Genomic DNA, 12,597 nt, shown 5'->3' with positions numbered 1-12,597 from the left:
ATGCGCCGGCGAACGGCCATGAAAAAAGCCCGCCGAAAGGCGGGCTTTTTCAATGATGCGGAGAAGTGCCGGGATCAGCGAAGCTGATTCACTAGCAGCCCCATGATCTGGCGTGCCGCCGACGACGAGTCGATCCCGCCCGCATCGTCGACGATTGCAACGCGCGTCTGGTCGGCCGTCAGCGCCTTCACGTTGACACGGTACTGCTTCGCCTGCTTTTCCTTCTTGCCATGGAACAGCTGACTCCAGAAACCCTGCTCGGCCGAGGTCAGATCCTTCGGATCGACGTAGCGCACGAAATACAGGCCCTTCGTGCGATCGCGATCGTCGACCGTGAAGTTCGCGCGATCGAGCGCGAGGCCGACGTGCAGCCACGACCGGTCGTACGGCTCGCCGAGCGTGACTTCGGACGGCACGGCCGCGTCAGCGGCATCGTTGCCTTGCGCCGACGTACGCGTGACGTTCTGCGCCGCAATCGCTGCGGCAGCCTTCGACGATGCGTCGGCGTCGGCCTTCTTGTCCTTCGGTACCGTGTTGTCCTTGATGTTCGCGACCGGCGGCTCGCCGTTCTTCGCGCGCTGCTCGTTCTGTGCGAGCACGGCCATCAGCCGCTTCAGGTATTCGGTCTCGAGCGCCGGATCGTTCGGCTTCGGCTCCCACTTGCTCGAATCGTTGTTCGCGCCGGTGATCGCCTCGCGCATCCCCTTCTGGCTGATGAACACGTAGGTGCCGCCGTTCGGCGCCGTATCGAGACGCGTGCGGTACTTGTTGCGCTCGGCCGTCACGTACGAATTGCCCATCGCCTTCGAGATCACGCTACGGATCAGGCCGTCGTTGATCTGCGGATGGGTTTCGTTCCAGTCGGTTTCCATCACGCCCTTGTCGCGCTGGTCGACGACGAGCAGGAAGCCCTGCTCCTGCCAGAAACGGCGAACCTGCGGCCAGATCGAGGCCGGCTGCTTGCCATCGATCACGAGCCAGCTTTCGGTGCCGTCACGCTGGATATGCATGCCGGCCACGGCCGGTGCGACGGTGTCCAGCGCAGGCGCTGCCTGCTGGACCTGCTGAAGCGCGGACAGGGAAGTCGCGCCGCCCTGGGGCGGCAGCGAACGCTGATCGGCCGTCTCGTCGAGCATGTTGGGCGGCACTGCGAGCGACGCTTCCTTCGATTTCGAATCGCTCTTGTAGTCCACTTTCGTGGGCGACGACGTACCGCAACCGGCAACGAGTACGCCGGTGGCGAGCACTGCAGCGAACCGCATGGTAAGACGAAGATCAGTCATGTTCGGGGAATCCTCTTCCGCTAAATCACGGCGCTTTCCGTGGATCAACCTTGCATTTTACCGGGGCCGCGCCGCGATGTGCAAAAAAGCGACGGGCAAGAAAAAACCCGCGCCAGCCTGAGCTGACGCGGGTTCTTTGTCTGGTCGGGGCGAGAGGATTTGAACCTCTTCGAACCTACAGTGGAATAAGGCTCTCCGGGCAGTGCGTCAGTCAAAACCGCCGTGCCGATTGACACAGTTCGATGCAGCGTAGCATGGGCGAGCGCAGAAGCCCGTGCTGGCAGTCTGGCAAGTCTCTTACAAGGAGCGTTAAGGAGCGTTCGTCATCTCAAGGGCGGGGCGCTTGGCTCCTCCCCAAGCGTAGACAATGTCGAGCAAGAAACAGGGCCACTACGAGTGCGAACCAAATTGAAGGCAGTCAATCGTTCGGCGCAGGCTGCGCAATCAGGACCGCACCACAAGTTGTTTTATGCCCCTCCAACGCCATCGGCTGCCCAAAATCCTCACACCCGTCCTCCCCTTCGGCAATTTCAAACAGATGCGGCGCACAAAGCGGGCAAGTCACTTGATCCCCCTTGCGGGCAATGGGAATCTTCGCTGTGCCCCATGTCGAAGATGGACTACCCGAAATCACCTTGCCGCCGTGGCTTGTCGCATCACCAACCACAATCTGCGCCCGTCCGTGCAAATTTGCTCGTTGCATCAATTGCCCCTCCGGATCAATGAGCGGCACCCGCCCCGGCCGAAAAGTCCGGAGCCTCGAACGGCGGAGCCTGATACGTCGTGTCGATCGTGTAGCCGGAAGCTTTCAGTTCAGCTTCTTTCTTTGATCGCTCGTTCCCTGCCGGTTTCAACTCGTTAGATATGAGTTTCTTCCAGTTTCTTCTGCGTTCAACACTATCTGTAAAGTATGGGGTGTAGTGATCAGATGCAGTACTGACTTGAATGTCGGTCAAATAGTATCCCATTCCAGGGGATCCGGATGGTTGATGGGATAACGATAAAGTAAGAAACACTCCATCAGCATAGAAAATCCATCGTGGCTCAACGGTAATCAAGCTCTTCCATTCTTCCATCGTCGGTATATAGGTGGAATCCAATGAGTAGAGAGTTCCGGATTCTGAGGTGGCATACTTCATGGCCTCTCTACCAATGAGGCGAGGGGATGCGGCATATATATACCTTTTCCATCCGGCGGCTCGCAGTTTGCCAAGCAGGGACATGATTTTTTCGCGCCCCTCTTCATCTGAAATTGTTTTTGATGATGAGATATTAAAATTTACATCCCAATTATCAACACCATCCTCGGGGCTATCTTTGTCGCCCAAGCCAGTTACAATCATGGCGTTATCGATATCGAAGGAATAAGGGCCTTGAATATATTTTACCGATCCGAGTTTCTCTGTGCCATCCCAGTGCATTTGGTATGCATACACACCAGATGGATGATTCATAACAGAAAAACCCTGATTCTGGGCATTGGATTTCCCGTCGGCCCCGAACTTTATCGTGACAACTTGAGGCGTCATTGGTTTGTCCTTTTTCTCTTGAATGTTCATCAATGCAATAATTGCGAAACATGCGGAAAGGACCGCTAAAGCGTATACAAATATTTTCATCGGCTTTCGCATGAATGGCTCGAATAATGGTTCGCGATCAGTAGGCCAATCATGTCAAGCCGCCCATTGCGGCAATTGCCTTTAGTTCACTTAGCATGTAATTGCGCTGCTTTTGCATGAGAAAATGAAATAATTTCCCGGTGTCTTTAATCCACGCCATTCGTTGCTTGTAATCTTCAAGGATTAGATCCTTCGGGGCGTTGGAGCGATACTTCATGTCGGACGTTTCATCTTGGGCCGTGAAGCTCAATTGCAAAGGTGGGATTAACGCGTGGAACGCACGCGCCGGCGCAGCCCACCACTTTTCCGAGCTGGTCGCTTGATCCATAGTTCGCTGAAATTTAAGCTTGCCGATGAATTTCGTGTCATTATATATCAGTCCTTGCAATACTTCGCCCTGCTCATGTTGTGCCATTACCCAAAGATGATTGAAGGCAAAGTTGTTTTTAAAGGTACTGTCGGTCGTTTCTTCCCATTGCTTGACCAAATTGAAGCCGATGGATACTCGCGGAGTCCATTTGAAATATCCGGGATTCTCCGAATTGGAGCCAAGGAATTTACCGGATCCCGCATCGTCCATTGAGGCGCTGGCTTCATTGATCACCGGACACTTTGGAACCACGTCGGCCGCCCACTGCTGTCGCATCAGGTTCTTCTGCACGGTGGGATGGTATTGCCGACTATCACGTTGCTTGGCGCAATCCTGGAACGCCACTGGGTCCGCCGCATATCCGTAGCACCAGACGAGAAGATCGTTATAAATCCACAGATTACCTTTTCCCAATCCTTCATGGACGATACCCATGCCGGGCATCTTGTCTACCTGCCAACTTTCCAAATTAGCTGAAACCTGTTTGGCCGCAAACGCACCTAGACCAGTCCAATAAAACCGACCAAGCTTGTCCTTTTCTCCGAGATGAAAATCCTCAAGAAACATGCGTGCGTAGCTTGATGCCACCCGACGGGCTCTTGCCCCATAGTTTTTTCCGACAAACGATGCATCGCCGGGTTCAATCTTGGTTTCTGAAATGGAATGTGAACTGAATCGATAATCGGGCGTTCCATCCTTCAGGACGGGAGTGCGCGTATCCAGTTGGGCCATCGCATATTGATGGGCGAGCGACCAGATGATTTTGCAATCACAATTCGCGTCAATGCACGTATTGCTTTTTGGGTTGGTAGTATCTTCTGCAAGATTGGCCATTTTTCAACCTTTACTTATCTGCGTCCGTGAAGAATTCGTCCCAGTGAATGCCAAATTTAACATTTTCTTTCTGAGCTGTATTCAAGGTTGCCGACCGGCCGAGATTATTGGTCTGGAAAACATGCTCTCCGGAGTCGGACGTCATTCGATAGGCAACACCCGGCAGAGATCGCCCTGAGGGAGTGAGCATTCTGAAAGTTTGGTCGTTCGCCTCAACGGCGGGTGTACCGTTCGACGCAACCCCCATCGGCTTGGGCGGCATGTTGCTTACTTGAGCGTTAACCTCATAAACGCCACCACCCACCGTAATCTTGCCGCTTTTCAGGCTGATATAGCTGTCGCCGCCGTGCAACATCACTTCGTCAGTTGCTTTGATCGTGATGCGGTTCGCGGTCTGCGTAATTTCGAGCTTCGCAAGCAGATTGAGGTTTTTCTGCAGCGCCTTGAGATCAAGGTCTCCAGCGTATGACACCATTCGAATGCCAAGTTTGTACGCAAAGAAACGAATCGCGTTGCGGGCAGTGGCCAGCAGATTGCTGCCGCTGCTGACACTGACATGTGCGCCACTCGTGAACGCCATATGTTCACCGCTTGCAAGATGGGTACTGCCTGCTGTCGTCGCCTCAATTCCTGCCGGTGATGCGAAAACCAGATGGGGCCTCGACAGTTCCGGAAACGCGTCGCTCCCTTGTCCACTACCCGCCCCTCTGACTTCGTCGCTCTGCTTCCGAAGTGCCTTGGCAACCTCGGGCTGATCCTGCGCATCCTGCGCTTGCGCTTGGACTGCCGCGTTGGCAAGCGTATCGTGCAAGTCCCTCGCTTGTACCAAACGCTGCACCGTCTCGCCCATGTCCTTCACTGCGGCCGCCGCACCCGAGCGAGCCTCTGTTGTCACCAACATTCCTTGGTTCGCCCGCAGCACGCCCCACGAGTCGGTGGCCAGTTCCCAACCGATTCCGCGTGCTTCCCCACGCCCTTCATTGCCTTCAATGCGCGTGTTGTACCCGACCACTAGGCGAGACCGCTCATGATCGCTCGCGACTTGCACTTGAAGTTTGCCCGGCGTGTCGTCGGCAACGATATGGTTCGCCATCGTACTGGCCAAATCTCGCGAACGTAGACCAGACAAGGCTTGGTTATCCGGGAGCTTCCACTGGACAAAATTGACGCCGTTCGGCACGCGGCCCGTGATAAGGGGGCGATCGGGGCACCCATCCAAGAATGACACGACGACTTCATCGCCGATACGCGGGACGTGGATCATTCCGAATCCCTGTCCCGCCCACGGATGACTCACGCGCACCCAGCACGAACTCCGCGTATCGCGTTGGCCGACTCGATCCCAATGGAATTGGATCTTGGATCGGCCTAACTCATCGGTATAAATACTCTGCTCTCGCGGACCAACCACGGTCGCGGTTTGCATCTGCATAACGGGCTTCTGGTGCTCAAACGGGCTGCGGAAAGGCACGGATTTACGTTGCGCCTCCAACTCAATCAGAAAGAACCCTTCGGAGCCATCGTGATGGGACACGCGGGACGGACGTGCTCCGTCTTGATTCGCCAACGCCTCTGCCAATTGGCGTTGCAAACTCCCAGGGAGATTTGCATGATGGATTGAAACCGGAAGATTATTCTCGACCATCCAAAGCACTTCGATAGTGGCAAACTCGTTACGCTCCGAGGAGTCAGGATCGTGTTGTGGATGCCCAACAAGTGTAAATGACCGTCCCGCATCAGCGCTGCGCAGTCCGCCAGTGCCGTAAAACCGCTTGGCACGAGACTCCCACTCTTCCATGCGAATTTTAGAGAGGTGATCCCCACGCTCCTGCTCAAGATACGTATACGGACCGGTGTACTCGTACATCTCCAACTGTTCCGGTAGTTCATGGGACATCGTCGGGATGTTTGTACCCTTCGGATTCGCGAGCGGTGCGGGACTCTTGTAGTCGAACGTGCGAGTGGTCAGCGCAGCGCTATGGAGGGTGCGCAGGCCGGACCAGTGGATCAATCCATCGACCTCGCTATTCACACCATCGCGCGAGAACTGCACTGAACGCACGACAAGCGGCTCACACGAATCCAAACGATCCGTGATTGTCAGGGTATGAGATTTTCCGTCACTGGCCTGCGTCCAAATGCTGAACAGCCCCTCCTCCTCCATCAACCGATGAACGAAATTCCAATCGTCCTCATACTGAGTGCAATATGATTTCGGCGGAAGCGGCTTCGAAAGTGCAAAACGGAATCGGCCTCTCGCTTGCGAATGTGTGTTGAATACGTCCCGGAGGATTTCATCCACCGGTTTGTCCTGCCAGATACGTTGATCGCGACGAAATTTCAGAAAATGCATCCACGAGGCGAAGCTAATTTGGAGGCTGGTTAGCCCGCCTTCCGACCCCAGCCGCCGCACTGCATAAACGTAACCGTGCCGTGGAAGGTAGGAGTGGTCGGCCTGCTGGAGCCATAGAGTTATGGGCTGGCCGATCAGCCTCGTCAGCTTGAGATCGCTGCGCGTCGACGCCACATCGAGCGTGAAATCGTAATGTCGTCCAATTCTGGACCGGCCTACAGTGCGCGTAGGCAGTAACACATTGTCCCCGAGCGGGGTGTCGAGTTTCAGCAAGCGATCTTGCTGGATCGGCCCGCCTTGAATCGCCCTCATGATGTCTTGCACACTCATCCCGATCCTTTGTATTACTTTTAGCTTACTTGTCGCCAAGATAGCCCAGGTTCTCTCGCCGGGTATTCCAAAGCCGAATAGCTAGTGCTTTCCCTTACTCGCGCCTCGTTTCCGTCAACCAATGCAAACCCATGAAAGGTTTTCAATAGCATCAGCACTGCCATCACCGATGTGCGCCCCCATGTCACTCCCATCAGTTCCGTCAGCCCCTTAGAACATCTGTCGGACTATTAGACGGGAAGACACGCCCATCCCGCAACGGAATGGCGGAAGGTGCCGCGGGCGCGGGGTCAAAGGCGATAGTCCCGCTGGCACGGCGAACGCCAACCATCAGCATTCCGAGGCCAACGCAAACCGCATTGGTCCCCAGTGACGGACCTCGTCGGAATCCTTTACATATGTTGCAGCCGCTCGTGCCAGAACTACTCGCGTTCAATGAGTATGCCGCGATGTTTCACCACGACACCTCGGGCGGTCACACGCGAACCGATGTCAACGATGGCGAACTGCGCCACTTCGCCTCCGCAGGACTTCGCTTCATCCAAATCGGCAAGCTCTTTTGAGAGATGTATTTCTCACGATGTGACCGCTTCCCGAGAACGGTTAGTCCGGTTAGCAACAATCAACCAGTGACTTTGTTGCCGCCCCAAAGGCCACAAAATATTGGCGCGCATCGGCGCTCGGCAAACTATCGTCGCGTGGTGAGGTTCACCATCGAGCGGAATGTAGGCATCGGCCCCACGCTTAAGCGTCACGAATGGGGCGGGTGTGCTCTTATAGCCCTGAGAACATCAAACCGCCGCCGGCAATCGGCAATCGGCAATGATCTCGTGCGCTCTCGTGCCGGCCTCGGCTCGATTGCTTGTCCTGAGGCTTGCCCGGAAGGCATCGGTCTTCGGTTTGCCCGTCTTTGGATTGCGGAAGTGTTGTTGCAGGTCTTTGGACACGCCGATCCGGAGGTGGAACACGGACGAGCCGGGTCGCAAATAGACGCCGGTGGGAAGGGTTGCCAAGTCAGTCATCTCCGCATCGTTGTACGACGGGATTGACACACCAGGAAAAAGGAAAGGCCTGGAAAGCTACGTCAGACAAGGAAACCCTTTACTGACAAGCCTTCCAGGCCTTGATTCCTGGTCGGGGCGAGAGGATTTGAACCTCCGACCACCTGCACCCCATGCAGGTACGCTACCAGGCTGCGCTACGCCCCGAAAGAAGAAAAGTATAACAGACACTTTTCAGATTTAGAATCGGGTCGCATGCATTTTGTGGATGTTCTTGTGAAATTTTTTGGCGTGACGGCAGGCGGACGCGCGAATGCCGACCACCGGCATCCGCATCGCACTCACCGCTTGCGCGCGACACACATGACCGTCAGGCCGGCGACGCGATTAAAGCGGAACATCGGCAATTCGACGCGGCAGACCGCCTTGAGCAGGCCATTGACGAACGGATGGTGGCGTCGCAATTGCGACGCCGGCTCGCGCGGATGCGAGCGCGCCCGCTCGCCCAGCCGCAATGCGGCCGCAAGCGGGAACGTCAGACCGAAATAATAAGCGCCGTGCTCGACGTCGAGCCCCGCACGCCGGACCACGTCCTCGAGGCCGCCGAGCGTATACCTGCGCTTGTGCTCGAGGAAATCGTCGTGGCCGCTCCAGAGGAACTGGAACGCGGGAACCGTGATCAGGAACCGGCTGCCGGAAGGCGCCCCCATCACATACTGCGACAGCAGCCCGACATCGTCGTCGACATGCTCGAGCACGTCCATCAGCAAAACGAGATCGGCATCGAATCGATCGACGGACCGCCGGAAGTGAATGGGCTTGCCGGCCGTCTCGCCGTCACTGTCGTCGGGGTAGCTCGTATCGACACACCACGCTTCCGTCGCCTGCGTGCGTTCGAGCAGATGCTTCGAAAAAAAGCCGGAGCCGGCACCGACGTCGAGTATCCGGTTCGCGCCCGACGCGCCGAGGAACCGGCGGATCGCGCTCGCCTTCGACGCGTAGTACCAGTGATCGCCCACCCCCGCACCCAATACGTCGACTTCCTTCAGATCCATGGCGCTTCCCCGTGATGGCTACCGTGCTGTGTTCGATCCAGCCACTGATGCCGATCTTACTCGCCGCCGCCGCCGATCGTATCCGTCGATGCCCGGCTCGCACCGACAATCCGCATGCACCCCTAGTCGAAAAAGACGATGGCCGCTTCGCCGCAAATCGCTACCGTGCGCTTAGCCGGCGCGAGATTGGCGTGCGCGGCGCGCCGTCCGACTGCATGCCGATCGATCCGGCCCGTCCGGCTTTGCCGCGTCGAGCGGGAAGCAGGGTGCGGCTCCGGTCGCCGCCGCGGTCGCGGCTTCTTGTCACCCTCTTCGACACAGGGCATCGAATGCATCAGAAAAACGAAATTTCCCGTCGACAGTTTCTCCGGCTGAGCGCCGGCACGATAGGCGTAGCGCTGGGGAGCGCCTCGTTTCTATCGGCATGCGGAGGCGACTCGATGTCGGTCGCACCGGTCGCGACACCGCGACTGGCTTCCGCGTCGAACTTTCGCGACACGGCCGGACCGGACGGAACCGGCTACGTGACGACCGGCGGCGCAAAGATGAAGAAAGGCGTGATCTATCGCTCGTCCGCGCTCGCCTTGTCCGCCGCCGATGTCGCGACCGTCGGGACGCTCGGCATCCGGCAGATCTGCGACCTGCGCACGCCGGCCGAGATCAAGACGCAACCGGATGTGACACTCGCCGGCGCCGCCTGGCAAAACCTCAACGTGCTCGGCGCCGCCAGCATCGATCCGCTCCCCACCAGCGGCGCAACCGCGACCGCTTTCATGCTGAGCATGTACCGCGCATTCGTGACGTCGGATACCGCGCATGCAAGCTATCACGCGCTGTTCAGCGGCTTCGCCGGCACCGGCGAAAACCTGGTGTTCCACTGCACGGCCGGCAAGGATCGCACCGGCTGGGCGACCGCCATTCTGCACACGATCCTCGGTATCCCGCAGCAAACGATCGTCGACGACTACCTGCTGACCAACACCTACAGCGCAGCCGATATCGCCGCTTCCGTCGCCCATGCCCAACAAGCCGGCGGGCAAAATGCGGCGGACATGATGACCGCGCTCCAGGGCGCCCATGCCGACTATCTGAAGGCGGCATTCGATCAGGTCGCCGCGTCGTACGGCTCAATGGCGTCGTATATCGAGAGCGGCCTGCAACTCGACCAGGCCAAGCAGAACGCGATCCGGCAGCGCATGCTGGTGTAACCGGCCGCCACGCCGCGCATCCGGTGAAATCCGCGCCGGCCAAGGCCGGTCGCGGGTTTCACCGCCGCCTCGAATGACGCGGGCCGGTGCCCCCGCACAAACCAAACGACCGTTTGAACCGGCCGTCCGTCCCTCCCGAATCCATTGTCCCGCAGCCCGCCGGCACGCCCCGCCCAGGCGTCCATTGTTTGGTAACGCCGCTCTAGCGCGCTATGACACACTGCACGGCATCGACGCTCGCGCCGTGCAGTGGCGCGCGCCGCCGTCGATCACGACAAGACATGGAGACAGACGATGCGGAATGCGGTCCGGCGCGGCCATCGCTCGCCTTTGGCAATTTTCAACTGGTTTTCCGGCCTGCGGCGCACGCCCGGTCCGGTGTCGCACTCGCCATCCCGCGTGTTCGGCTGCGGCGCACTGGCGCTCGCGCTGCTCTGCGCAGGCTGTGCGGAATCGGCCGCGCAGCGCGACGGCAACCCGCCGGCCGCGTCGACGAAGATCGAACGCACCAAGGCCGAACGCCTCGCACGCGAGCAGCAGGTCGCGCGCACCGTGCCGTCGCTCGCATCGATCAGCCTCACGCAACCGCGCCCGTTCACGCTGCGCGACTCCGGCCAGAACGGTGCGATGACGTTCCTGCGCGACGTCGATTTCCGCATCGTCAACAACCTCGGCTTCTTCATCCATCAGCTGTCGGCCACGCTCGTGCCGACGCAGGCCGGCGCGCCCATCGTATTCGACGATCCGACGAGCTTCCAGATCGACGTGCACGAAGGCACGGTCACGCTCGACAACGCGAAGCTGACCGCCCTCTTCAACACCTACATCTTCGGCTACCGCAACGCGCCGCTGCGCAAGCTGGCCGTCTCGGCCGGCGACGGCGTGATCCACCTGCAAGGCGAGATGCAGCGCGACGGCTGGGTGCCGTTCTCGCTGACCGGCACGCTCACGATCCGCGACGGCAGCCAGCTCGTGTTCCACCCGACCGGCGTGCGCGTGTCGGGCATCAACGCGCAGCCGGTGATGCGCGCGGCCAACGTGAAAATGGCCGACCTGCTGAAGGTCCAGACGCCGATCGCGCAGCTCGCCGGCGACGATCTCGTGATGGCGGTCGACAAGCTGATGCCGCCGCCGCGCCTGAAGCTCACGATCACAGCGCTGCGCGTAACGCCAGCCGGCCTCGACCTGAAGCTCGACGACGGTACGCATGCCGGCTTCGCGATGCCCGCGAACGCGCCGCAGCAGGCGATGTACATCCGCGGCGGCGACGTGAAGTTCATGCGCTCGATGCCGATGAACGCGGACATCCTGATCGGTCCGGTCGATCCGTCGAAGCGCGACCAGACGTTCGTGTTCGACCTGTATCACTATCGCGACCAGGTGTCGGCCGGCTACTTCAATTTCGACGAAAGCGGCGCGATGGCGATCCGGATGCCTTCGTACACGGGCCCGGCCAGCGGCGCACTGCTCGGCAATGCGGGGGCGCGCCTGAACGACAGCTTCCTCGCCGCGCAGCAGACGACGCTGCGCGACGTGCGCCAGCACTGGGAAGCCTACGCGCTCGCGGCGGACGCCGTGCGACCCGGCATGCAGAAGGTCGCGATGCGGCGCACGTCGCCCCCCCCGTTCAACGAACGGCACGTGTCGAACCGCAATCCGACGATCCATCTGCGCAACGTCGACTTCAACCTGTCCGGCGATATCGGCTTTCATGTCGAGGATCTCGACGTCGAACTCGTGTCGAAGCGGCCCGGCGAGCCCGTCGATCTCGACGATCCGAACCAGTACGACATTCGCATACTCGGCGGCACGGTCGTTGAGTCGTGGAAGGCGATGTCGGCGCTGTTCAACAACTACCTGCTCGACTACTCGCCGCGCTCACTGAACGATCTGCAACTGAGCGCGGATGGCCCTAACCTGCGCGTCCAGGGCGGCATCAAGCTGTGGAATCACGTGCCGGGGGTCTGGCTGCCGACCGACATGAAGGGCTCGCTGACGGTGCTCGACGACCGCCACCTCGCGTTCAAGCCGTCGCAGGTGGCGGTGCTCGGCATTCCGCAGGCGAAGCTCTTGCGCTCGCTCGGCATCGAGCTCGCGTCGCTGACGCCGCTGCAGCGGCGCGGCGCGGAACTGCGCGGCGACACGCTCGTGCTCGACCAGTACACCGTGTTCCCGCCGCCGATGCTGAACGGCAAGCTCGGGCAGGCGACGGTCGAACGCGACGGACTGCGCCTCACGTTCCGGCGCGCGGCGGGCGCGCCCGCAACGAAGCCGCCGCAGATCGATGCACCGAGCTACATGTGGATGGAAGGCGGCGACATGAAGATGTTCAACGTGCTCGAACTGAACGTGCGCGCACTGATCCGGAATACGGCCGAGGCCGGCCCGATGCGTTTCGACCTATACGGCTACCGCAGCCAGGTCGCGCAAGGCTCGGTGCGGATGCTGCCGGACGGCACGCTGGTCGTCGACATGGGACAGAAGAATCCGCTCGCGTCGCGCTGATCATCGTGTGCGGCCCGCATGAAAAAAGCCCGGTGGCGC

At 59.3% G+C, this 12,597-nt stretch carries 10 protein-coding genes and 1 tRNA gene; 3 read left to right on the top strand and 8 right to left on the bottom strand.

The window, feature by feature from the left end; all coding sequences use genetic code 11:
* Positions 1 to 74 precede the first annotated feature (74 nt).
* The 5 genes from bamC to BLA15945_RS02575 all read right to left on the bottom strand — a co-directional run bounded on the left by bamC (position 75) and on the right by BLA15945_RS02575 (position 6,789).
* Positions 75 to 1,283, bottom strand: a complete 1,209-nt coding sequence (gene bamC / locus BLA15945_RS02595) for an outer membrane protein assembly factor BamC (protein ID WP_174991413.1) — start codon at positions 1,281 to 1,283, stop codon at positions 75 to 77.
* A gap of 418 nt (positions 1,284 to 1,701) precedes the next feature.
* Entirely contained in the window at positions 1,702 to 1,986 is a 285-nt protein-coding gene (locus BLA15945_RS02590) for a PAAR domain-containing protein (RefSeq protein WP_174991412.1), read from the bottom strand.
* Positions 1,987 to 2,002: 16 nt separating this feature from the next.
* On the bottom strand, positions 2,003 to 2,914 hold the full coding sequence (locus tag BLA15945_RS02585; protein WP_174991411.1) for a hypothetical protein: 912 nt from the start codon (positions 2,912 to 2,914) through the stop codon (positions 2,003 to 2,005).
* Between the two features lie 37 nt (positions 2,915 to 2,951).
* A complete protein-coding gene (locus BLA15945_RS02580) occupies positions 2,952 to 4,106 on the bottom strand; it encodes a DUF2515 family protein (protein ID WP_174991410.1) in 1,155 nt (384 codons plus the stop codon).
* A gap of 10 nt (positions 4,107 to 4,116) precedes the next feature.
* Entirely contained in the window at positions 4,117 to 6,789 is a 2,673-nt protein-coding gene (locus tag BLA15945_RS02575) for a type VI secretion system Vgr family protein (protein ID WP_174991409.1), read from the bottom strand.
* Between the two features lie 398 nt (positions 6,790 to 7,187).
* Here BLA15945_RS02575 and BLA15945_RS02570 point away from each other — a divergent pair, with 398 nt between their 5' ends.
* Positions 7,188 to 7,352, top strand: coding sequence for a hypothetical protein (locus BLA15945_RS02570; protein ID WP_174991408.1), 165 nt, complete (start codon positions 7,188 to 7,190; stop codon positions 7,350 to 7,352).
* Between the two features lie 228 nt (positions 7,353 to 7,580).
* Here BLA15945_RS02570 and BLA15945_RS02565 read toward each other — a convergent pair whose 3' ends face one another.
* The 3 genes from BLA15945_RS02565 to BLA15945_RS02555 all read right to left on the bottom strand — a co-directional run bounded on the left by BLA15945_RS02565 (position 7,581) and on the right by BLA15945_RS02555 (position 8,845).
* Positions 7,581 to 7,802: a DUF6538 domain-containing protein gene (locus BLA15945_RS02565; protein WP_174991407.1), complete on the bottom strand. Its 222-nt coding sequence runs from the start codon at positions 7,800 to 7,802 to the stop codon at positions 7,581 to 7,583.
* 118 nt (positions 7,803 to 7,920) lie between these two features.
* Positions 7,921 to 7,997 (bottom strand) — tRNA-Pro (locus BLA15945_RS02560).
* A 134-nt stretch (positions 7,998 to 8,131) separates the two neighbouring features.
* A complete protein-coding gene (locus BLA15945_RS02555; RefSeq protein ID WP_174991406.1) occupies positions 8,132 to 8,845 on the bottom strand; it encodes a class I SAM-dependent methyltransferase in 714 nt (237 codons plus the stop codon).
* A 14-nt stretch (positions 8,846 to 8,859) separates the two neighbouring features.
* On the opposite strand from BLA15945_RS02555, the gene BLA15945_RS02550 reads away from it, so the two are divergent.
* Together BLA15945_RS02550 and BLA15945_RS02545 are read left to right on the top strand one after the other, a co-directional pair.
* Positions 8,860 to 10,053, top strand: coding sequence for a tyrosine-protein phosphatase (locus BLA15945_RS02550; RefSeq protein WP_233464109.1), 1,194 nt, complete (start codon positions 8,860 to 8,862; stop codon positions 10,051 to 10,053).
* 294 nt (positions 10,054 to 10,347) lie between these two features.
* Complete coding sequence (locus BLA15945_RS02545; protein ID WP_174991405.1) at positions 10,348 to 12,558, top strand: hypothetical protein; 2,211 nt, start codon at positions 10,348 to 10,350, stop codon at positions 12,556 to 12,558.
* The last annotated feature ends 39 nt before the right edge of the window (positions 12,559 to 12,597 follow it).

The sequence above is a fragment of the Burkholderia arboris genome (assembly GCF_902499125.1).
Taxonomy (GTDB): domain Bacteria; phylum Pseudomonadota; class Gammaproteobacteria; order Burkholderiales; family Burkholderiaceae; genus Burkholderia; species Burkholderia arboris.
This window is presented reverse-complemented; position numbering and strand designations above follow the sequence as displayed.